Annotated in this window: 20 protein-coding genes and 1 pseudogene; 6 read left to right on the top strand and 15 right to left on the bottom strand. The window is 63.3% G+C overall.

Translation table 11 applies throughout. The annotated features are described in order from the left end of the window. Window positions 1-296 precede the first annotated feature (296 nt). From ACQUSY_RS10025 to rpsF, 7 genes and pseudogenes are all read right to left on the bottom strand, one after another. Entirely contained in the window at window positions 297-1,214 is a 918-nt protein-coding gene (locus ACQUSY_RS10025) for an aminoglycoside phosphotransferase family protein (RefSeq protein ID WP_428904340.1), read from the bottom strand. Between the two features lie 281 nt (window positions 1,215-1,495). Further along, a pseudogene (dnaB, locus tag ACQUSY_RS10020) lies at window positions 1,496-2,818 on the bottom strand (replicative DNA helicase); the annotation flags it as partial. 551 nt (window positions 2,819-3,369) lie between these two features. Next, the gene (locus ACQUSY_RS10015; RefSeq protein ID WP_428904339.1) at window positions 3,370-4,752 is read right to left on the bottom strand and encodes a serine hydrolase; all 1,383 of its coding nucleotides are present in this window, start codon (window positions 4,750-4,752) and stop codon (window positions 3,370-3,372) included. A 195-nt stretch (window positions 4,753-4,947) separates the two neighbouring features. Beyond that, window positions 4,948-5,400, bottom strand: coding sequence for a 50S ribosomal protein L9 (rplI, locus tag ACQUSY_RS10010; RefSeq protein ID WP_428904338.1), 453 nt, complete (start codon window positions 5,398-5,400; stop codon window positions 4,948-4,950). A gap of 11 nt (window positions 5,401-5,411) precedes the next feature. Then, window positions 5,412-5,666 (bottom strand): 30S ribosomal protein S18, encoded by a 255-nt coding sequence (gene rpsR / locus ACQUSY_RS10005; RefSeq protein ID WP_133541417.1) that lies wholly within the window; start codon window positions 5,664-5,666, stop codon window positions 5,412-5,414. 35 nt (window positions 5,667-5,701) lie between these two features. Beyond that, the gene (locus ACQUSY_RS10000) at window positions 5,702-6,202 is read right to left on the bottom strand and encodes a single-stranded DNA-binding protein (protein WP_428904337.1); all 501 of its coding nucleotides are present in this window, start codon (window positions 6,200-6,202) and stop codon (window positions 5,702-5,704) included. Between the two features lie 5 nt (window positions 6,203-6,207). After that, window positions 6,208-6,579 carry a 30S ribosomal protein S6 gene (gene rpsF / locus ACQUSY_RS09995; protein WP_428904336.1) on the bottom strand — a complete coding sequence of 124 codons (372 nt, stop codon included), beginning with the start codon at window positions 6,577-6,579 and terminating at the stop codon, window positions 6,208-6,210. Window positions 6,580-6,928: 349 nt separating this feature from the next. Here rpsF and ACQUSY_RS09990 point away from each other — a divergent pair, with 349 nt between their 5' ends. After that, on the top strand, window positions 6,929-7,159 hold the full coding sequence (locus ACQUSY_RS09990; protein ID WP_428904335.1) for a hypothetical protein: 231 nt from the start codon (window positions 6,929-6,931) through the stop codon (window positions 7,157-7,159). Between the two features lie 141 nt (window positions 7,160-7,300). Continuing rightward, window positions 7,301-7,549, top strand: a complete 249-nt coding sequence (locus ACQUSY_RS09985; protein WP_428904334.1) for a hypothetical protein — start codon at window positions 7,301-7,303, stop codon at window positions 7,547-7,549. Window positions 7,550-7,702: 153 nt separating this feature from the next. Here ACQUSY_RS09985 and ACQUSY_RS09980 read toward each other — a convergent pair whose 3' ends face one another. From ACQUSY_RS09980 to ACQUSY_RS09970, 3 genes are all read right to left on the bottom strand, one after another. Further along, entirely contained in the window at window positions 7,703-8,245 is a 543-nt protein-coding gene (locus tag ACQUSY_RS09980; RefSeq protein WP_428904333.1) for a hypothetical protein, read from the bottom strand. 287 nt (window positions 8,246-8,532) lie between these two features. After that, window positions 8,533-8,931 (bottom strand): hypothetical protein, encoded by a 399-nt coding sequence (locus ACQUSY_RS09975; RefSeq protein ID WP_428904332.1) that lies wholly within the window; start codon window positions 8,929-8,931, stop codon window positions 8,533-8,535. A 79-nt stretch (window positions 8,932-9,010) separates the two neighbouring features. Continuing rightward, window positions 9,011-10,120, bottom strand: a complete 1,110-nt coding sequence (locus ACQUSY_RS09970; protein ID WP_428904331.1) for a phosphotransferase family protein — start codon at window positions 10,118-10,120, stop codon at window positions 9,011-9,013. Between the two features lie 97 nt (window positions 10,121-10,217). Between ACQUSY_RS09970 and ACQUSY_RS09965 the strand changes: the two genes are divergently transcribed. Next, a complete protein-coding gene (locus tag ACQUSY_RS09965; RefSeq protein ID WP_428904330.1) occupies window positions 10,218-11,663 on the top strand; it encodes a sensor histidine kinase in 1,446 nt (481 codons plus the stop codon). Next, window positions 11,638-12,294, top strand: coding sequence for a response regulator transcription factor (locus ACQUSY_RS09960; protein WP_428904329.1), 657 nt, complete (start codon window positions 11,638-11,640; stop codon window positions 12,292-12,294). The genes ACQUSY_RS09965 and ACQUSY_RS09960 overlap by 26 nt, the downstream gene beginning before the upstream one ends. A gap of 36 nt (window positions 12,295-12,330) precedes the next feature. Here ACQUSY_RS09960 and ACQUSY_RS09955 read toward each other — a convergent pair whose 3' ends face one another. From ACQUSY_RS09955 to ACQUSY_RS09940, 4 genes are read right to left on the bottom strand one after another with little or no spacing between them, the layout of a single operon-like run. Next, complete coding sequence (locus tag ACQUSY_RS09955; protein ID WP_428904328.1) at window positions 12,331-13,986, bottom strand: ABC transporter ATP-binding protein; 1,656 nt, start codon at window positions 13,984-13,986, stop codon at window positions 12,331-12,333. Window positions 13,987-13,997: 11 nt separating this feature from the next. Then, complete coding sequence (locus ACQUSY_RS09950; RefSeq protein ID WP_428904327.1) at window positions 13,998-14,957, bottom strand: ABC transporter permease; 960 nt, start codon at window positions 14,955-14,957, stop codon at window positions 13,998-14,000. A 10-nt stretch (window positions 14,958-14,967) separates the two neighbouring features. After that, window positions 14,968-15,972, bottom strand: a complete 1,005-nt coding sequence (locus tag ACQUSY_RS09945) for an ABC transporter permease (protein ID WP_428904326.1) — start codon at window positions 15,970-15,972, stop codon at window positions 14,968-14,970. Between the two features lie 60 nt (window positions 15,973-16,032). Beyond that, window positions 16,033-17,661, bottom strand: coding sequence for an ABC transporter substrate-binding protein (locus ACQUSY_RS09940; RefSeq protein WP_428904325.1), 1,629 nt, complete (start codon window positions 17,659-17,661; stop codon window positions 16,033-16,035). 191 nt (window positions 17,662-17,852) lie between these two features. On the opposite strand from ACQUSY_RS09940, the gene ACQUSY_RS09935 reads away from it, so the two are divergent. Then, a complete protein-coding gene (locus tag ACQUSY_RS09935; protein WP_428904324.1) occupies window positions 17,853-18,797 on the top strand; it encodes a hypothetical protein in 945 nt (314 codons plus the stop codon). Between the two features lie 42 nt (window positions 18,798-18,839). Then, window positions 18,840-20,027 carry a hypothetical protein gene (locus ACQUSY_RS09930; RefSeq protein ID WP_428904323.1) on the top strand — a complete coding sequence of 396 codons (1,188 nt, stop codon included), beginning with the start codon at window positions 18,840-18,842 and terminating at the stop codon, window positions 20,025-20,027. A gap of 41 nt (window positions 20,028-20,068) precedes the next feature. On the opposite strand, the gene ACQUSY_RS09925 is transcribed toward ACQUSY_RS09930, so the two are convergent. After that, window positions 20,069-20,859: transposase (locus ACQUSY_RS09925; RefSeq protein WP_428904322.1), on the bottom strand; the 791-nt coding region annotated here is incomplete at its 5' end.

The following is a 20,859-nucleotide window of genomic DNA, read 5'->3' as shown; positions in this document are numbered from 1 at the left end:
GGAATGCGATCGTCAGCGCAAGTGTAGGCCTTCACCGACGGCATATGCTTCACCGAGCCAGCCGATGAACTCGTCATCCAGGTCAGCGGCGGTCGCGATGACGCTCGATCGTCCACTCGGCATCCTGCGTCATCGCGAACCTCCGCAGGTGCAACCCTCGTTGAGCCAAATCCTAAGCGCTCATCGCTCGGTGCAGCGACCGCTCTGAGATGTCCACGCGGGCGAGGCCTGGACTGCGATCTCAAACGAGACATGTCCACAGGCGCCCCGCTGGAAAGCGAGGCTTGTTGTCCACGCTATGCCCAGCGGCGGGCGAGCCAGGCCACGGCGGCGTCCGCTTCGGCTCGCTGGAACGCGCGGAGCGTAGGCATGCTTGGGGGTGCTGGCTGTCGGGCGTTGTTATAGAAGGTGCCTACGAGGGCGGCGAGGACGGCATCCAATTGCTCGTCCCGCAGGGTCTCGAAGAGCGAGTGGCACAGGTACTCGTCGACGTCGACGGGCTCTCCTCGCATCACGACATCGAGGAGGTAGGTGACGCCGTCGAACCACCGCGCACCGATCGACGCCCACGGCCAATCGATGAGCCATACCGCACCCGCTCCATCAATCAGGATGTTGTCAGCGCGGCAATCCAGGTGAACCAGATGATCGCCGACCACAGCGTCGGCCGCTCCGACCGCGGCCTCAACCATGCGGTCGCGCAGCGTGATGGCAAGCGACGGCAGGGTCGCATCCGCACCGTCGGCGACGATGCGACTCCAGCCGCTGAAGTCTTCGGCCAGCTCGTCACGAAGCCGCGGGAGGGTGCCCAGCCGGCCCGTATCCTCCGGAAGCTCCGCGATCGCGTCGAGCACCGCGGGTATGTCTGCACCGTGCTTCCCGCCGGGATGCACGCCTTCAATGTCCTGCAGCATCAGGGCGATCCACTCGCCGTCATCGAAGACTCCGAGCAGGGCCGGCGCCCGAACCTCAGTCGGGAGAATCCGCATGATTGTCGCTTCTCTTCGGTGAAGCTCCAATGTGTCCGCATTGCGACTGCGTGACATCGTCTTCACGAAGACCCGGCGCCCGTTGTCGGTCACCACTCGGTCGGCGGACCCCGAGGAGAACCCGTTCGTCTGCGCCTTGGTCGCGACGACTCTCCCTCCCAGCTCCGTTTCGACCCACCGTGTGACGGTCGAGGGCAGCGAGCTCCAGGGCGTACGGTTGCGCATACTCGACCGTACCAAGAGTGCCACGGGCGGCCAGGCCGGACACCGGCAGCCCTCGACAACGATGCTGTCAAAGCCCCCGGCGGAGCTCCTCTGCCCCTGGTTCCGCTCCCCTGGTTCCGCCCCCACAAAACGCGAAACCGCCCACACACCGGTGGGCGGTTTCGTCGTTATGCGCCGTAAGGCGGCGGGGCGTCGTACGGAGGCGGAGCGTCGTAGGGCGGCGGAGCGTCGGAACCATAGGGTGCTGGTGCTCCCCCACCGCCGTAGCCGGGGTCGCCGCCGGCCATATCGGTGAAGCGCGAGTAGTGACCCTGGAACGCGACCTCGATCGTCGCCGTCGGACCGTTACGGTGCTTGGCCACGATGAGGTCAGCCTCGCCCGGACGAACATCCTTGTCGTACGCGTTTTCACGGTGCAGCAGGATGACCATGTCGGCGTCCTGCTCAATCGAGCCCGATTCACGCAGGTCGCTGATCGCGGGCTTCTTGTCTTGACGCTGCTCCGGGCCACGGTTTAGCTGCGAAAGCGCGATCACCGGAACCTGCAGCTCCTTCGCGAGGAGCTTGAGGGCACGCGAGAACTCCGAGACCTCTTGCTGACGCGACTCGACGCGCTTACCGCTCGACATGAGCTGGAGGTAGTCGATGATGACCATGCGCAGACCCTCGCGCTGCTTGAGTCGACGGCATTTCGCGCGAATCTCAACGAGCGACATGTTGGGGCTGTCATCAATGTAGAGCGGAGCTTCGCTAATGCGGCCACGGGTCGCCGCAACGGTCGTCCAGTCGCGCTGGTCGAGCTGACCCTTACGAATCGACTGCAGCGGAATGCCACCCTCGGCACTCAGCAGGCGCATCGCGATCTCGGCGCGACCCATTTCGAGCGAGAAGAAGATCGACGGCATGTTGTGCTTGATCGACGCGGCACGGGCGAAGTCGAGCGCGAGCGTCGACTTACCCATAGCCGGACGAGCCGCGACTACGATCATCTGACCGCCGTGCAGGCCGTTCGTGAGCTCATCGAGGCCGCGGAAGCCCGTCGGCACACCCGTCATCGAGCCATCTCGGCCGCGGGCGGCCTCAATCTCTTCAAGCGCGGCGTCAACGGCAACTTCAAGCTGTACGTAGTCTTCGGCGGTCTGCGCGCCGGTGACGTTGTAGATCTCGGCCTGTGCGGAGTTCACCAGCTCGGTGACGTCGCCCTCACCCTGGTAACCCAACTGCACGATGCGCGTGCCCGCGTCGACGAGGCGGCGCAGCTGCGCGCGCTCGCTCACGATGCCGGCGTAGTACCCGGCGTTGGCGGCGGTCGGAACAATCGAGGTCAGCGTGTGCAGGTAGTCAGCACCGCCGGCGCGCTGGAGCGAACCCGTCTTGATGAGCTCATCGGTGACGGCGACAACGTCGGTCGGCTCGCCGTGCGAGTACAGCGAGAGGATCGCTTCGTAAATGACCTCGTGCTTAGGCACGTAGAAGTCGGTGCCTCGCAGCGACTCGATAACGTCGGCCACGGCATCTTTGGACAGGAGCATGCCACCGAGGGTCGACTGCTCGGCCAGAAGGTCGTGCGGGGGTGTGCGTTCAGCCTCTCGACGACCGCCCATGCGCTCGTCTGAGATGTCTGCAATCGACACGGAGCACTCCCCTTTCATTGCGGCACAACAACGCAATGACCCAGAGATGTGCCGCTGATTTCTCTGGATCGCAGTCCACCACGAACCTCCGACATTGCGGCTCTGAGAGCATCACGCGCGCACGGGTGAGGGGGCTGAGCCTCCACGCTATGTCTCCCGCGGCGACCCGTCAAAAGGCCCGCATGTCCACCTGTGGATAACTCTGTGGAGAGGTTGGGAAGAACTCGGGCGATTTTGTTGATAACCCCTGGGGATAACTGGGGATAACTTTTCTAACGTTTCCCTATTTATTCTTTGCGACCTGGGATTTAATGAATCCACAGCCCCTGAAATCTATCCCCTTCAACTTCACATTTAAGGTTGTGGAGCGACGCGCCCGGGTGTGCACAATTCGGTGGACAAATCTCACAAAGTGTGGTTCAAAACCTCTGTACGAAGACTCTGTCGAGCCCCTACAATTTCTTTCCCAATCACGCGTCTGTCGTTGTTTGTTAACGCGTTGTCTGTTCGCGGTTCGGGTGTTACTCAGTGCCGACGAGGGTGAAAATATCGGTCACCAGGGAAAACAGCTCGATCTGTCCCATCGCCACCGCTTCAGCGTCGTCACCCGAGGCCATCACGACCACCGTCAGCGTGGTTCCGTCGTCTGCGACAGCGTGCCAACTTCCAGACACCACACCCATCGATGATCCGCCCTTGAAAGCGACCTGCGGCCACGTTGCAGCGTCAACCATGACGCCGGGGTTCGTGGTGAGAGCCTCGACGACGGCGGGGTCGTCAATCTTGGCGAGCGCGGCGTGAACTGCCGCCACGTCGTTGGGCGTCGCGAACCAGTCGAGGCCCTCCTGCCAGAACGGGTCAGTTGAGATGTTCGCAAGGTCAATCGAGTCGAGATCGATCGTGAGGTTCTCAAGTATGGCGCGGCGCTCGTCAACCGACGCCGCGGCCCACTGCTGTTGCACGGCATCGTCAGACCCGAACGCGAGCATGAACATCTCACGCGTCATGAGGAAGGGGCGCAGCGCGTCGGGGTCGTGGTGTCCGGCCTTCACAACGGCAGCTTCGACCGCGCCGCGGCTCACACGATCGATGAGCATGTCGGTCGCGGTGTTGTCGCTGATCGAGATCATCTTGATCGCGGCGTCGCGCACGGTGACCTCGGTGCCGGTCGGTTCGTTCTGGAGTTCGCCGCTGGGGAGGCTCCGCAGCTCGTCGGTGACGCCGAGCGTGTTGTCCCACGAGAGCTTCTGCGCCGCAACCTGCTGGTGCACCGCGAGCAGCACGTAGAGCTTGAACATCGATGCCATCGGGGCAGCCTTGTCAGCGTCCTTTTCGAGCAGCACGGCGCTGGTGCCATCAGGGTCGGTACGGGTGACGGTGTACTGCAAGTCGAGGGCATCGAGGCGCTCCTGCACCTCGCCGAGGCTCTGTGCGGGGTCGGGCATGGTCGCTGGCGTCAGCGCAAACCCATCGATGAGACCCTCGCTCGTGAGGGAGAGTTGGATCGCGAACGGCTCACCGACGGATCCGCTCGCTTGTGCGACGGCCTGCGTCTCGGAACCTTCATATGCGGTGATGACGATGGGTTGCGCCGGGCGAATCTGCACGTTGAGCAGTTGCACGACGTCGGGTAGCGGCACCGCGTCGGTGAACGTGCTGTCGAACAGGCCCTCGAGGTCAGCCTCGGCGAGATCCGCCTCCTGGTTGAGCAGGTCGACGATCGTCTGCATGCGTTCACCCACGGGCGTGGATGGAATTGTTGCCGGGGGAGCGGCATCTGTCGTCTTCGAGGTCGTCGGCTTCGGCTCTGGGGTGCTCGCGGTGCAGGCACTCAGCGCGAGCACCGCCGTAGCCGTCACCGCCACGACGCTGAGCAGATTACGAATGAAGCTGGTGCGAGTCAATTTGTCCCCTTGAATGATGCGTGCTGCGTTTGGTGATGTGTGCTGCGTGCGTTGCGAGCGCTATTCATGCCGAGGTGCGATGTCGACGCGTCCACCCTCCCAGACTCTCGCACCCATGGTTCAGTACGCGAAGGAAAGTTACCACCAAAAGCAAAAGGCCGCCCTCCCGAAGGAGAGCGGCCTGATTATCGAGCCTTACTTGGCTGCGACAACCTGGAGCTTGATCGTTGCCGAGAGCTCGTCCTGAAGGCGGACGATAGCCTCGTGCTCGCCGACGACCTTGATGGCCACCGGGATGGTGATCTTGCGCTTGTCGAGGTCACCGAGACCAGCAGCCTTGACTGCGTCGGCAACATCGGCCGGCTTAACCGAACCGAAGAGGCGGCCTTCGCCGCCCGTCTTGACGGTGAGGCGAACCTTCGTGCCCTCAAGACCGTTCTTCAGTGCGACAGCCTCTTCGTGGTTGTGGATCGCACGAGCGTCACGAGCAGCACGGATCGATGCGACCTGCTTCTCGCCACCCTTGGTCCATGCCACGGCGAAGCCCTGGGGAACGAGGTAGTTACGGGCGTACCCGTTCTTAACCTCGATTACGTCGCCGGCGCTTCCGAGCCCGGTGACTTCATGCGTCAGAATCAGCTTTGCCATCTTCGTACCCCTTACCGGCCAGCGCCAGCGTAGGGCAGGAGCGCCATTTCGCGTGCGTTCTTGATTGCCTTAGCAATCAGACGCTGCTCCTGTACCGAAACACCGGTGATACGACGGGCGCGGATCTTGCCGCGTTCCGAGATGAACTTGCGAAGCGTTGCAACGTCCTTGTAGTCAATGACGCCAACGCGGATTGCCTTCGCGGGAGCGGCGTTCTTAGCGCCCTTCCGCGGCTTGCGGCGGTCGCCGCTCGACTTTCCAGCCATGGTTATCCTTAGTCAGTTTGTGATGATCGCGTAGATCAGAACGGGGTGTCGTCGCCGTAGGCGCCAGGTGCGCTCCATGCGTCAGCTCCGGCAGAGCCCGGGGTTGCCCACGGCTCCTCTGCTACCTGCTGACGGGGTGCGCCGCCGCCGAAGTTAGAGCCTGCGCCGCCGCTGGCAGCACGGGTTACCTGTGCCGTTGCGTAGCGCAGCGAGGGGCCGATTTCATCGACCTCAAGCTCAATAGCGGTGCGGTTGTTGCCTTCTTTGTCCTGGTACGAACGCTGACGCAGACGGCCAGACGCGATAACGCGCATGCCCTTGGTCAGCGATCCGGCAACGTGCTCGGCGAATTCACGCCATACACTCGCGCGCAAGAACAGCGCATCGCCGTCCTTCCATTCGTTCGCCTGGCGATCGAAAGTACGCGGAGTTGAGGCGATCGTGAAGTTTGCCACGGGCAGGCCGTTCTGCGTGTAACGCAGTTCGGGGTCTGCCGTGAGGTTGCCCACGACGGTGATGACGGTTTCGCCGGCCATCGTCGTTACGCGTCCTTCTTAGCGGCCTTGGGCTTGCGAGCGGCCTTCTCTTCGGCGCGCTTTGCCTCGGCAGCAACGAGTGCAATGGCCTCTTCAGCGCGCAGAACCTTCGTGCGCATGATGAGTTCGCTCAGCTTCAGCTGGCGGTCGAGCTCGTTGGTTGCTTCGCTCGTAGCGGTGAAGTTGACGACGGCGTAGATGCCCTCGTTCTTCTTCTGGATCTCGTATGCGAAACGGCGCTTGCCCCAGATGTCGACGTTCTCGATGGTGCCACCGGCTTCGGTGATGACCTTGAGGAACTTGTCGAGGTTGGGGGCTACCGTGCGCTCGTCGATCTCCGGGTGAAGGATCACCATGAGTTCGTACTGGTGCGTCACTATCCCACCTCCTTCGGACTTGAACGGCTATGAGGACTTTCCCCACAGCAGGAGGGTGTGTTGCACGTGCCCGGGCGCAGAAGTGCCCAGACAACCTGTACAGTCTAGCAAACTCTCGGAGCGTAACTTTCCCCCGGTCACAGCCCATGGTTCCGGAACCATTTTTTGGTGTTTCTGGGGACGGAACCACGGGGTTTGTGTCACGGGGGAGGTATCTGTCGCCGGGGGAGGTGATTATGCGAGAAATCACCTCCTCTCGCGTTACCTACCTCCTCTCGTGACGGCTATCCGGAGCCATGGGAAGGTGCACGGAGCGGAACTTGAGTAGCGTGTGGGGCAGGCGGTAATCGTGGGGTTGTTGAAGATTCCGTTTGATACGACACCGCTGACGGCGCGGCTGAACCGGCGTGATGTGCGGGCGTACGCGACGGTGGCGAAGCGCACCGTGCCGCGCGAGGTATTGCCGGGTGCGGGTTGGCATCACGTTCTGCATGCCGGATCAGCGCTGATCGCGAGCTCTCTGGGCATCGTGATCGGCGTCGTGATGATGGACGATGAGCCAACCGCTCGGTCACGATGACCGACTTCGTGACGCTGAGCCTCAATCGGCGCTTGCCGCACATCGTGCTCGACGCGAAGAGCAACGATGGCCTCGGTTTGAACGGCCGGCTCGGCGCACAGTTCGATCGCGAACAGCAGCTGCGCCTCGAGGGCGACTTCAATGAGACGTTCGCTGTACTGCCCGAACGATTGGGACGTCGAGATCATCGACGACGAGATCTATCTGTACTCACCGAAGCGCTCGTTGGAGGCTGATCCGGAACGCTGGCAGGCCGTCGGAACCACGATCAACGCGCTGGGGGAGAAGCTCGATCAGTGGGAGCATTGGCGCGATCGCGTGGCGCTTCGACAGTCGAGAGTTCCCTCGCGCCCGACCGTCGCGTCGTCGCGTACGAGGGACGCCGCCTGAAGGCGCGGTATCCGTGGTGGCTGTGGTTGGTGGTTCGACTCTTTTCGCCTATGCGCTGTTTGGCCTTGTGATGATGGCCATCGATACCGGCGGGGTTTTCGGTTTGTAGCGTTAACGACAAAACCGCCACCCGAAGGTGACGGTTTTGACGTTTCAGTTGGAAGCAGCCGACGGAACCGACGGGGCCGATGCCGGGGTTGCTACCGACGGTGCCGAAACGGGCGACGGTGCCGAAACGGGCGACGGTGCCGAAACGGGCGACGGCGCCGAAACGGTCGACGGTGCGGGTGCGGACGCGACCGAAGCAACCGTGGGGGCCGAAACGGGCGACGGCGCCGGTGCTGACGCTACGGTCGGAGCCGAAACCTGCGAGGCAACCGTCGGGGCGGAAACCTGCGGGGCCGAAACGGCGGTCACGGGCGACGGCGTTGCAACCGATGCGGCCGTTGCGGCCGAGACGGTGGCCGATACCGATGCGCTGATCGCGGTGACAACCGAAGCCGCACCGTCGGTGACGCGCAGGGAAACCGCGCCATCGAGAACTGACTTGCCCTGGGGAACGTCAACGCCAGGAATCTGCTGACCGTCATCGTCGTTCAGGCTCATCGATGCTGCCGTTGCGCTGGCGCCGCCGGCGATCAGGCCGAGTCCGATGATGCCCGTGACGCCGTAGGCGATCCACTTCTTCTTGTTCATTGTCTATCTCCTTGCTTGCGGGCTTTTCAGCCCTGTCCCTTGCTGTGTGATTCCACTCTCCCCGCTGGGTCTAAGCGCGATCATAGGTGATCGTGAGACGCGCCTTATGTTTCCATCTGAGACCTTAGGTAGACGCGTATCGGGCCCGAAATTCCGCGGAATCACGGGGATCTATCACATCCCACGGGCGTGAAAACTTATGCAAGAAACTGTGAGATTCATCGAAATCCACCCCTGTGGAGCTTCGCGGCAAAAGAAAAGACCCCGGCGAACCGGGGTCTTGTCACCTAGTCGACGCTGTCGGCGGACGGTACCGAAATCGGGCTGGCCGGGTCGACTGGAACCGGCGCGGGTGCCGGGGGCGCGGGCGCCGGTGCCGGGGGCGCGGGTGCCGGTGCCGGGGGCGCTGGTGCGGGGGGAGCGGGGGCCGGACCGCCCGTGCCCGCGCCGGGCGCCGGTGTCACGGACGGCGACGGCGTTACAGAAGGCGTCGGCTTCGGAGACTGCGTCGAACCATTCTTATCAACCGTGACAATGGTTCCGGCGTCGACGCCACCGCCATCAAGGACGTTGCCGTCGTTGGTGTGGAGTTCCATCGCGGATGCCGCGAGCGACGCAGCGCCGGCGAGCACGCCCAGCCCGAGCACACCGCTCACGCCGTACATGACCCACTTTTTCGCTGCCATCGTTTCATCCCCTTGTTCGAGCTGTACCCAGCATGCCCGCCCGGTGTAAGCCGCGCAAAAGTCATTCTTGAGAGTGTTCTTATATTCCTACGCGACTCGTCCACGCCTCGGCCTCGACCAGCAACCGTTCGGCGCGCTCACGATGCCCGCTCTCGAGGGCAATCGTGGTGTGTCCGAGCAGTTGGGCAGCCGTGCGCCCGGCCACCGCGGGGTCACGGCCCCAGCGCTCACCCGCCGTGGCAACCAGATCGGCCAGACGCCGCACGGCACTCGGCGCAGAATCTACCGCGAGCGCCCACGACGCCACCGCGTGCGACACGAATGCTGCCGGGTCTTCCGCCGCATCGCCGCGGCCGAGGGTGTCGACGTCGATGAGACCGGTGATCTCCGAAGCATCCGCGTTCATAAACAGCTGTCCGAAGTGCAGGTCGCCATGCACCGTGGTCTCGCGAGACGCTGGCGTCGTCGCCAACACCGCGCGCAGCGCTGACGCCCGTTCACCAAACACAGCGTCCAACGATGCCAGCCGATCGGCATACCAATCAACTCGCGTCAGCGCGGCACTGCGGGTGCGCTGATCGGTCGGGGTCGCGCCGATGGCCACACGCACGCGCTCAACGGCGTCAACCAGCCCGGCGGGAGTCCAGTCAGCATGCGTCGCGGGAGTGCCCTCGGCCTGGTCAATCACCAACAGCCCAGTCGGCGACCACGCCCGCACCTTCGGCACGGCCACACCTGAATCACGCAGGGCGCGATGCGCCGCGACGATTCGTTCCACGTGGCGTGGCCGCACGATCTTGATCCACAGCATGCCCTCGGCGGTCTGAACCTTCAGCACCGCTCGGCGCCCGGGGCGATACGCCACCATTTCCGGCGCTTCAACGCCTGCAATGTCGAGGCGTGCCAGCAACGTTTGCGCGGCGGAACCAAAAGCTGCGGCTGCGAGGGCTGGCAGGTGTGGGTCGGCGGGGTGCGTCCAGATACGGCCGACGCCCTCTTGCGCGAGCCCCGTTTCTGCCTCCACGGCAATGCCGGAGGTATCGACATAAACGGCCAACGTGCGGTCGCCCTCAGTCACGCGAAAGCCCGCCACGGTTCCGTTGCCCAGTGGTTCGCGCGAGAACTCCTCTTCGGAGTCAGTCTCCAGCGCGTCGCGCAACAACGCGGCTTCGGCACTCACATGTGTCATGACACCAGTTGACCACGCCCGAATAAGCGCGGCATAAGAATAAGAACTCTCTTATGCTCCCCAACACTGACCTCGGCAAAGTCGCCATACTGGCTGTGTGAGCACGACAGCCAAGCGCCGGCGCATCGTCTCGGTGCGCACCCGCATCGTCGCGACGATCACCCTCGTCGCAGCTGTCGGGCTCATGGCTGTCGGCGCGACGCTCTACATTGTCGAGCACGGCAAGGTTCTCACGCAGATTGACGAACGTCTCGAGGCGAATCTCGAGTCGGCGCGCTTCATCGTTGAGCAGGGTCCGAACGGAACCTGGGCAAGTGCGACGGCGGCTCTCGAAGCCGTCGTGCAGCGGATGAGCCCCGACGACAACACGGGTGCCGCGGGCATTGTTAATGACCGTATTGCGCTGGTTCCGGGTGTTCCGCTCGATGTTGACCTACTCGACGCCCCGGGATTCGTCGACCACCTGACAACCACGATCAATAGCGAACCCCGCCGTGGCACGTACGCCGAAGAGGGAGTCACGTGGCGGTATGTCGGTATTCCGATCACGCTGGCCGGCTCACCTCCGCCCGAAACCGTGCTGTTCACGATGGTGTACGACGTGAATGCCGAGCTCGAAGAGCTCAACGAACTGGCCGTGCTCTACGTCGTGACTGCGAGCATCGTGTTGGCGCTGACGGCGGTCACCGCGTGGGTCGTCGCCGGGCGACTGCTGCGACCATTGCGTCACATGCGCCGCACCGCGGAGCGCATTTCAGCGCGGTCGCTGAGCGAGCGACTGCCGGTGCACGGCCGGGATGATGTGTCAGAACTGGCCGGAACCATGAACGCGATGCTCGATCGGCTGGACGCTGCGATGGACTCGCAGCGGCAGCTCGTGAGCGACGTTGGTCATGAGCTGAAAACCCCGATGACGATCGTGCGCGGGTATCTCGAAGTGATGGATCCCCTCGACCCGGCCGACGTGCGTGACACGCAAGACCTCGCGATCGACGAGCTCGACCGCATGGCGCAGCTCGTGCAGGATCTCGCGTCGGCTGCGCGCTTGCATGGCCCCGCCCCGATTTCACCCGTTGCGGTGGACGCCAGCGACCTCATGCACCAGATCATCCGCAAGGCCGAGGGCATCGAGGGCGCAACCGTGACGGCGGGCCCCATCGCCGACGTCGTCTTCCCGGTCGACCCGGCACGCATTACGCAGGCGCTGCTCCAGCTCGCACAAAATGGCGTGACGCACGGCGGCGGCCAGCTCGAAATGGGCAGCACCGTGCAGGATGACACCGTCTATCTCTGGGTGCGTGACCATGGTTCCGGTGTGCCTCTCGAGAACCGCGAGACGATCTTTGAGCGCTTCTACCGCTCGGAGGCTGGCGGCAGTGGCCTCGGCCTCAACATTGTCGATGTCATCGCGCGTGCCCATGGCGGCACGGCGGGCGTGACCGACCCACCGAACGGACCCGGCTCCCTCTTTTACCTCTCCCTGCCTCGCCTCACCCACCCCGAAAGGACTCCCGCCCATGGCGTCGATTCTCATCGCCGATGACGAAGAGCGAATTTCTGGCTTCATCAGCAAGGGCCTGCGGGCCGCAGGCTTCGCGACGCAGGTCGCGACCAATGGTTCCGATGCTCTCGCGCTCGCGCAGACCGGCGAGTTTGACCTGCTCGTGCTCGACATCAACATGCCGGGCAAAGACGGCTTCGCGGTGCTCGACGAGCTGCGTGGTTCTGGCAACCGCATTCCGGTGATCATGCTGACGGCCCGCGTTGACCTCAACGACACGGTCGCGGGGCTCGAGGCGGGCGCCGACGACTACCTGGGCAAGCCGTTCCGGTTCGACGAACTGCTGGCACGCATTCGACTGCGCATGCGGAACCAGGATCAGGTCGTCTCGCAAGAGCTCTCGCACCGAGATTTGTCGCTCGACGTTCGCACCCGCCGCGTGCACGTGGGGGAGACGTCGGTCGAACTGTCGGCGCGCGAATTCGCGCTCGCCGAGGAGTTCATTCGGCACGCAGGGCAAGTGCTCAGCCGCGAACAGCTGCTGAGCCGCGTGTGGGGCTACGACTTTGACCCGGGCTCGAACGTCGCCGATGTGTATGTCGGGTACTTGCGCCAGAAGATCGGCACCGACCGCATTGAGACCGTGCGGGGCGCGGGTTTTCGACTGGTTTAGTGAAACGCCCCGACCGGAGGGGTCGGGGCGAGTGCACTACGCGATCTTGAGCTCGTTGCCGGGGATCGATGCGAGCAGGCGACGCGTGTAGGGATCGCGCGGGTTGGTGAAGATCTCCTCCGACGAGGCCGCTTCAACCAGTTCGCCGTCCTTCATGACGCACACGTAGTCACTGATCAGGCGCACGACGGCGAGGTCGTGCGAAATGAACAGGTAGCTGAGTCCGCGTTCGCGCTGCAGGTCGCCGAGCAGTCGCAGAATTTGGTCTTGCACGAGCACGTCAAGCGCTGACACCGGCTCATCACACACGATGAGTTCGGGGTCGAGGGCAAGCGACCGCGCGATCGCGACGCGCTGACGCTGACCACCGGAAAGCTCCGACGGATAGCGGTGCAGCATCGAGGTCGGCAGCGCCACCGCGTCCATGAGCTCGCGTACCTTGGCCCGGCGCTGTGACGAGTTGCCGCGCTTGTAGAACTCCAGCGGCTCAGCGATGATGCGCTCAATCGTGAACATCGGGTTCAGGCTTGAGTACGGATCCTGGAAGATCGGCTGCACCTTCTGCCTAAACGACCGCAGCTCCTTGCCCCTCAGGTGAGCGACGTCCTGGCCGTCGAAGCGCATCACACCGGCGGTCGGTTCGATCACCTTGAGCAGCATGCGTGCGGTCGTGGTCTTGCCCGACCCCGACTCGCCCACGATCGCGACGGTCTCGCCGCGCGGAATCGATAGCGATACGTCCTTAACGGCGTAGAAGTCTTCCTTGCTGCCGCGCTTCGGGTAGACCTTCGTGAGGCCCTCGATCTCGACAATGTTGTCGACTGGTGCACCTGTTTCATCAGCGGCACGCTCGGTAACGAACGCCTGCGGTTGCAACCGCGCCGCGGCGACCGACGGCGCGGCCTTCACAAGCGCCTGCGTGTACGGGTGCTGCGGGTTGTTCAGAATCTCCTGCGCCGGTCCCTGCTCGACAACGCGTCCGCGGTGCATCACGACGACGCGGGCGGCGCGTTCTGCTGCCAACCCGAGGTCGTGCGTAATCAGCAGCACACTGGTTCCGATCTCCTGCGTCATCGTCGCAATCTGATCCAGAATCGTGCGCTGCACGGTCACATCCAGCGCGCTCGTCGGCTCATCGGCAATGAGCAAACGCGGCTGGCAGGCCAGGCCGATCGCGATGAGCGCGCGCTGGCGCATACCGCCGGAGAACTCGTGCGGGTACTGCTTTGCACGGCGCTCGGCGTCGGGCAGGCCCGCGGCGGTGAGCGTTTCGACAACACGCTGGTTCACGTTCTGGCGCGTCGCCTGACCGTGCGCGAGCAGGGTCTCAGCGATCTGTGTGCCAATCTTGGCGACCGGATTCAGGTTCGACATCGGGTCTTGCGGAACCATGCCGATCTGATTGCCGCGCACCTTGCGGAGCTCGTTTTCGCTCAACCCGACCAGCTCACGACCGTCGAACGTAATGCTGCCCTTGGCAACGGTTCCGCCCTTCGCGAGCAAGCCGATGACGGCCATCGCCGTCGTCGACTTACCCGAGCCGGACTCGCCCACGATGGCGACCGTCTCACCGGGATACACGTCGATGTCGACACCTTCGACCGCGTGCACGACGCCGTCGGTGGTCTGGAAATCAACCGCGAGGTCTCGCACCGTCAACAGCGGCGTGCGCGATTCTTCATTGGTAGTCATGTGAGTACTTTCTATCGCGCGCGGGTGCGGGGGTCCATGGCCTCACGCAGGGATTCACCGAACAGGGTGAAGCCGAGCGCCGTGACGGCGATACAGATACCGGGCAAGAACGCGAGCTGCGGTGCGATCGCGAGTTCGGCCTGAGCGTAGGTCAGCATGCGACCCCATTCAGCCGTCTCCGGGCGACCGCCACCAAGACCGAGAAAGCTCAGCGCTGCGGCGTCGATAACGGCGGTGGCCAGCGACAGGGTGCCCTGCACGATGACCGGTCCGATCGAGTTCGGCAGCACGTGGCTCATCGTGATGCGGCCCCGGCCGAGACCGAGCGTCTGTGCCGACAGCACGTAGTCACTCGAACGCTGTTGCAGCATCGACGCACGAAGCAGGCGCGCGAAGATCGGCACCTGGCTGGCACCGATAGCGATCATGACCGCGAACTGGCTCTGGCCGAGGATAGCGGCGATCGAGACAGCGAGCAGCAGGTTCGGAACCGACAGCAGAATGTCGACGAAGCGCATCAGCACGTTGTCGACCCAGCCACCGAACATGCCGGCCAAGAAGCCGAGCAGCAGGCCGCCGAGCAGACCGAATGCGGTCGAGATGACACCGATCATGAGCGATGCTCGTGCACCCCAAATGAGTTTGGAGAGCACGTCGCCACCGAAGCGGTCGAGGCCGAGCGGGAACTCGGGGAGCTCGCCCGGACCCGGGATGTGCGTCGGCGTGATGTGCTTCGCGCCGGGTAGTGCCGTCTCGGGGTAGGGCGCTATCCACGGCGCGAGCGCCGCAATGATCACGAAGATCAAGACGATCGCGGCGCCGATCCAGGCGACCGGGTTGCGACGCAAGCGACGGAAGGTGTCTTGCCAGAAGCCGCCCGTGCGTTCCTTGTCGGTCGTGGAAACAACGGCCGTTTCGGGCAGGCCGGTCGACGCTTCAGGCTGCGGGTGCGGGGGGAGTGCGTTAGTCATGTCAGCCTCCTTACTGAACGCGCACGCGCGGGTCGATCAGGCTGTACGAGATATCAACAAGCAGGTTGATGAGCGCGTAAGCGATGGCGATGAAGATGATGAAGCCCTGGAGCACGGGGAAGTCTCTGGTGAAGATGGCCGTGGCGAGGAAGGAACCAATACCAGGGAAGGCAAACACCGTCTCCGTCAAGACAGCGCCGGAGATCAGTAGACCCGTCTGCAGACCGATCGTGGTGACGACCGGGAGCATCGCGTTGCGCATGATGAAGCGTCCGCGCAGCGTCGACGTCGAGATACCCTTCGCGCGACCCGTGCGAACGTAATCGGCGTTCTGCACTTCCAGCACCGAAGCGCGGGTGATGCGCACGATGATGGCGAGCGGAATGGTTCCGAGGGCGACAGCCGGCAGGATCAGGTGCGCAAACGCATCCCACGCGGCGTCAAACTCCGCGGTGATTATGCCGTCCCACACGTAGAAGCCGGTGACGTGTGTCGCGTCAATACGCGGGTTCTGGCGGCCGTCACTCGGCAGCCAACCCAGCTGAACAGCGAAAACGTACTTCAGCATGAACGCGAGGAAGAACACTGGAATGGTGATGCCGATGAGGCTGAAGACCACAGCAGCGTGGTCGCTCCACTTGCCGTGGCGGCGTGCAGCCCAGTAACCGAGCGGAACACCGATGCCGACCGCGAAGATCAGGGCAAGGATGGAAAGTTCAATGGTGGCGGGGAAGCGGTTGAAGAACTCTTCAAGCACCGGGCGACCGGTCTTGATGGAGTTACCGAAGTCTCCCTGCAGGAGGCGACCCATCCACGTGAAGTACTGCTCGTAAATGGGGCGGTCGAAGCCGTACAGCGCGTTAATCCGCTCAACAGCTTCGGGTGTTGCCTTCTCACCGAGAAGGGCAACGGCTGGTCCGCCCGGAAGGGCGCGGACCCAGAAAAACAATAGAAGGCTTAATCCGAAAAGAGTGGGGACGAGGAGAAGGATCCTCTTTCCAATGGTTCGCAGCACGCAAACTCCCGTGTTGTGAGATTAGTGGTGGGGAGGCGTGAACCTCCCCACCACTCCGACTTACTTGGTCAGGACGATTTCGTTGAAGACCTCGTCGTTGACCGGGCTTGCCGGGAAGCTCTCAACACGGTCGCTGAATGCGAGCGTCGGAGCGGGGTGAGCCAGCGGCACACCCGGGATGAACAGAGCAACCTGCTCGTTGATGTCCTTGTACAGAGCGGTCTGCTCGTCAAGGTCAGCGATGCCACGTGCCTTGTCGAGGGCAGCGAACAGCTCGGGGTTGTCGAAGCCCCACTCGTTACCCTTCTGACCGAAGAAGACGCCGACGAAGTTGTCGGTGTCGTTGTAGTCACCCGTCCAACCGAGGAGGTGGATTCCGTGGTTGCTGGTTCCGGTGGTGAGGTCGAGGTAGTCAACCCACTCGTTCGAAATCGGCGTGGTCTGGATTCCGACCTCGTTCAGCTGCGTCGACAGAACCGTGAAGATCTGCTCGGGGTCTGGCATGTACGGACGCGAGATGTTGACCGGGTAGTTGAAGTCAAGCTTCAGCGGGTTGGCTTCGGTGTAGCCGGCCTCTGCCAGCAGCGCCTTCGCCTTCTCGGGGTCGTAGTCGTACGTCGTGATGTCTTCGTTGTAGCCGTTGACAACCGGCGGCATGAACTGCGTTGCCTTCTGTGTTCCCTCAGGCAGAACCTGCGAGATCAGGGCGTCCTTGTCGATCGCGTAGGAGATAGCCTCGCGAACCTTCGGGTTCTGCAGCTCAGGAATCGCCTGGTTGAACGCCAGGTAGAGGATGGTGAATGGCGGGCGCGAAACCATCTTGTAGCCGGCGTCTTCGAGAGCCTTCGAGTCTGCGGGGCCAACGAGGTCGTAACCGTCGATGGAACCCGACTCGAGTGCCTGACGGCGAGCCGTCGGGTCGTCGATCACGCGGAAGATGATCTCTTCGATCTGACCCTTGTCGCCCCAGTAGTCCTCGTTAGCGGTCAGGGTGACGTTCTCACCCGGCGACCACGATTCGAACTTGAACGGACCGGTTCCGACCGGGTGTCCCTTGCCGTATTCCGACATCGTCGGCGCCTCAGCGGTGCCTCCCACGTCGTCAGCGCCGAACTCTTCCAGCGCCTTCGGCGACTGCATCGAGAAGGCGGGCAGGCTCAGCGACGGCACGAATCCGGCGAAGGGCTTCGCCAGGTTCACGGTCACCGAGTAGTCACCATCGGGTTCGCACGACTCGTAGACCGCGGTCGACGGGTCGGATGCGTAGCCCTTGTAGAGCTTGTTGTAGTAGTAGCCGAGAGCCTCGGACGCTGCCAAGCCCTCCCAGTTGTACCAGCGGTCAAAGTTTGCACACACGGCTTCTGCGTTGAAGGGTTCGCCGTCGTGGAACTTGACGCCCTCCTTCAGCTTGAACGTGGTGCTCAGACCGTCTTCTGCGGTCTCCCAGCTCTCTGCGAGCAGGGGGGCGGCGTCTGCCGTGCCGGGCTTGGTGCCGACAAGACCTTCGAAGATCTGACGTGCGACACGGAAGGTTTCGCCGTCCTGTGCGAACGCCGGGTCCAGGGTGGCCGGGTCGCTCGATGCACCGAAAACAAACGTGCTGTCAATGCCGCTGTCGCCGCCGTCACCGTTCGAGCCACCCGTGTCATCGCGCTCAGACTGGGCACATGCGCCCAGTGCGAGAGTCATGACAGCTACGCCCGCGATGACCGCCGCTAGGCGTCCTCGTGATTTTTGCATTCTGCTGTGAATCCCTCCTGATGCGCCTTTTCACGCACCTTCTCGAGTGACTACTGAACCTACCGGTCGCTCGGGCGCATGGCTAGCAAAGACGCCGAAGCGATATCTTTTTGCGCATCCTGCATCACTAGAGTGTTGCCATGCACTGGCAGAGTGATGTTGCGGTGGCCGACTGGATCGCGGCGCGTCTCAGCGATGACTGGACGCAGGATCACTCCATGCACATGGTCGTTCCCCGGGATTTCGAGGCGTACGCCCGCATTTTTCATCCCGCCACCCGGCGTACGCTGCCCGGTGGCGTGGTTCCGTCTGCCGACGACATCGCTCGGATGTCGGATGACGACTCTCGCCGCGTGATTGCGCAATTTGTTGACTCTCGCGTTTCGTGGGAGAAGACGGCCGAGGCGTTCGGAACCACGATGCACGCTTTGGCGCAGTGGCATGCGTTGACGACGGCTGCGGAACCGTATCAGGACGCGTTGGGGCCGAATGGGGCCGAATACACGGGTGGCGAACAAGGATTCTTGGAGCCGGAACTGCTCGCGGCGATCGTGCAGACGGCGGTCGAGCACACCTCGACTCCGCGTTCGGGTTTCGCGGCGGTGTGGGCGGGGTGGGGCGATTTGGTCGGGTCTTTGCGTCCGATCGATAGCGCTTCGGGTGGTGAGACGCCGCACGCGTCGTTTTTGTCGCGCATTCGCAAGTCGATGATGAACAATCCGTACGGCAAGGAGGTGTGGCAACCGGGAATCGTCGCCGACGATGTGTCGCGGGGGCCACGGCTGGAGTTGCCGGGCCGGGAGTACGTGTTGTTTTCTGCGTCCCCCGGAGTGTTTGCGTACCCGACGTGGCAGGAGTCGGTGCTCTGGCAGGATCCGCATCACACGTCGCGCACGCACAGCCCGGCGCTGCTGTGGCCGGCCGATGAGGCGTGGATCGTGGTGAGTGAAATTGATTGGGATTCGACGGTCGTCGGGGGCAGTGCTGAGCTGATTGCGGCGCTCCTTGCCGATGAGCGGTTGGAAGCGTGGGAGTTGCCGGCCGGGGCTTTATTGACGGCCGACGCGGACACAATCAACGGCTGATTTTCAGGTGGGTGACTACGATCGGATCGTAGGGGGACACACATGACACGTGATCAACGCTGGGCTCGCGGCCCGTTGCATCCAGAACTTTTGACCGGCCCGATCAGCCCGGAATGGACCGCAGAATTCCGTAAGACGCCGGAAGCACCGACGAATAATGCGCTGCTGTGGGGTGTTGGCGGGCTGTTGTTCGGTGGCTTCGCGGGCCTCATGCTCGGCGGTGTGATGAGCCATGGCGGCGGTGCCGTGGTTTCGATGATTGTGTTCGCGTTGGTCGGCGCGGTGGTCGTGGGCACGATTTCGTGGCTCGTCTACAGCGCAAACTTTAACCAGTCGTTGCATCTGTGGGCGTTCGCGAAGGCGAATGGCCTGGCTTTCGTCGGCAAGCACACGAGTAAGTACAACGGCATGCTGTTCGATGTCGGCAGTGGTCGCTTACACACGAGTGTGTTACGTACGACGGCGGTGCGGCCCGTGGAGTTCGGCAACTATCAGTACACGACCGGGTCGGGTAAGTCGCAGCAAACGCACCACTGGGGTTACATCGCGGTGCGTTTGGAGAATCTACTACCGCATATCGTGCTTGATGCCGAGGGCAACAACGGATTCTTTGGTTCCAATCTCCCGATTCATTTCGACAAGGATCAGAGTCTCAGTCTCGAGGGTGATTTCAACCGGTATTTCCGGCTGTACTGCCCGTCGGGGTACGAGCGTGATGCGCTGTATCTGTTCACGCCGGATGTCATGGTGCGCTTCATTGACAATGCCGCCGAGCTTGATGTCGAGATCATCGATGACTGGGTGTATTTCTATTCGAAGCGCAATCTCGTGACGCTCGAACCGCGCATGTGGGCGTGGATGTATTCGGTGATCGATTCGTTCCTGACGAAGGTCGATCAGTGGGAGCGCTGGCGTGATGATCGGTTGCGTCTGGAAGGAATCACGGGTCCGGCTTCGTTTGCCGGGGTGCCTGGTTCTGGTGCGGTGCCGGGCGATGCCTCGGGTGGTGCGGGGTACCAGCCGAACGTCGGTGCCGCGATGGGCGTGACGGTCGCGCAGGCAGCGCATGCCGTTCCTTCTGGTTCTCGTCCGCCGAACCCTTATCTCGGGCCGAAGGGTGTCGCCTCTGGTGGTCGTCGTCTGCGTCGTGGCGTCAATTGGGCGTCTGTTCTCATCGTCGCGATCGCCATCATCGGTTGGATCGTCATGCAGGCGATGGTTCGCTTCTAGGTATTTTTGGTGCCCGGTTTCGCCCGAAGCTTCTATGTTTGTCAACCGTTTTCGAGGAGGCGGTAGATGTGTCGGGCGAGGAGTCGTTTGAGGCTGCGTCGGATGTTGCGGTCGGTGTCTCCGTCTGCTCGGCGGCGGGCGGCGTAGGTGAGGGTTTCGGGGTGTGATCGCCATCGGGTGATGATGACGCGGTGCAGGGCCGCGTTGAGGCGTCTGTCGCCGCCGCGGTCGAGGCGGTGTTGGGTTTTGTTGCCGCTGGATGCGGGTTTCGGGGCGACTCCGGCGAGGCGGGCGAACGCGGCTTCGGAGTGGATGCGGCCGGGGTGTGACCAGGACGCGAGGAACTGGGCCGCGCTGACGGGTCCGATGCCGGGTTCGGCGATCAGTTGCGGGGCGAGGGTCGTGGTCCAGCCAGCGAGCTCGGTCTTGTTCCGGTTGATGTCGGTGGTGAGTGCGCGGATGCGGGTCGCGAGACGGATGGCTTCCGCGCGGGCGGTGCGGGTATCGATCGCGTCGCTGCTGCGGGTGCGCCAGGCCGCGATGCGGGTGATTTGGGTGGCGGTCAGGGCGCGGCGGGTGTCGATGCCGAGATCGAAGCGGCGCGTCAGCGCGTTGAGTGCGTTGATTGCTTGGGTGCGTTCCCGGGTCATGTCGGTGCGGGCAGTGAGGAGGATCTGGATCGCGTCGCGCTCCGGCCCGGCTTTGCGGTCCGCGAGGCGTTCAATATCCATCGGGAGAACCGCGGTCGCGGCGGTGCGGGCATCGATCCGGTCGTCTTTGCCCGCGGGCCGGTAACGGATGTGTGGGGCTTCAACGACGCGCACTCCCGCGC

This window comes from Microbacterium daqui (genome assembly GCF_050408675.1).
Lineage (GTDB): Bacteria > Actinomycetota > Actinomycetes > Actinomycetales > Microbacteriaceae > Microbacterium.
Note: the sequence above shows the minus strand (reverse complement) of the source record. Positions and strands in the feature narration are given on the sequence as shown.

Excerpts from the sequence above, each read along its gene's own strand:
- ACQUSY_RS10025 (WP_428904340.1), bottom strand. The coding sequence starts at position 1,214 with ATGCGCAACCGTACGCCCTGGAGCTCGCTGCCCTCGACCGTCACACGG.
- rplI (WP_428904338.1), bottom strand. The coding sequence starts at position 5,400 with ATGGCAAAGCTGATTCTGACGCATGAAGTCACCGGGCTCGGAAGCGCC.
- rpsR (WP_133541417.1), bottom strand. The coding sequence starts at position 5,666 with ATGGCTGGAAAGTCGAGCGGCGACCGCCGCAAGCCGCGGAAGGGCGCT.
- ACQUSY_RS10000 (WP_428904337.1), bottom strand. The coding sequence starts at position 6,202 with ATGGCCGGCGAAACCGTCATCACCGTCGTGGGCAACCTCACGGCAGAC.
- ACQUSY_RS09985 (WP_428904334.1), top strand. The coding sequence starts at position 7,301 with ATGAGACGTTCGCTGTACTGCCCGAACGATTGGGACGTCGAGATCATC.
- ACQUSY_RS09980 (WP_428904333.1), bottom strand. The coding sequence starts at position 8,245 with ATGAACAAGAAGAAGTGGATCGCCTACGGCGTCACGGGCATCATCGGA.
- ACQUSY_RS09975 (WP_428904332.1), bottom strand. The coding sequence starts at position 8,931 with ATGGCAGCGAAAAAGTGGGTCATGTACGGCGTGAGCGGTGTGCTCGGG.
- ACQUSY_RS09970 (WP_428904331.1), bottom strand. The coding sequence starts at position 10,120 with ATGACACATGTGAGTGCCGAAGCCGCGTTGTTGCGCGACGCGCTGGAG.
- ACQUSY_RS09960 (WP_428904329.1), top strand. The coding sequence starts at position 11,638 with ATGGCGTCGATTCTCATCGCCGATGACGAAGAGCGAATTTCTGGCTTC.
- ACQUSY_RS09955 (WP_428904328.1), bottom strand. The coding sequence starts at position 13,986 with ATGACTACCAATGAAGAATCGCGCACGCCGCTGTTGACGGTGCGAGAC.
- ACQUSY_RS09950 (WP_428904327.1), bottom strand. The coding sequence starts at position 14,957 with ATGACTAACGCACTCCCCCCGCACCCGCAGCCTGAAGCGTCGACCGGC.
- ACQUSY_RS09940 (WP_428904325.1), bottom strand. The coding sequence starts at position 17,661 with ATGACTCTCGCACTGGGCGCATGTGCCCAGTCTGAGCGCGATGACACG.
- ACQUSY_RS09935 (WP_428904324.1), top strand. The coding sequence starts at position 17,853 with ATGCACTGGCAGAGTGATGTTGCGGTGGCCGACTGGATCGCGGCGCGT.
- ACQUSY_RS09930 (WP_428904323.1), top strand. The coding sequence starts at position 18,840 with ATGACACGTGATCAACGCTGGGCTCGCGGCCCGTTGCATCCAGAACTT.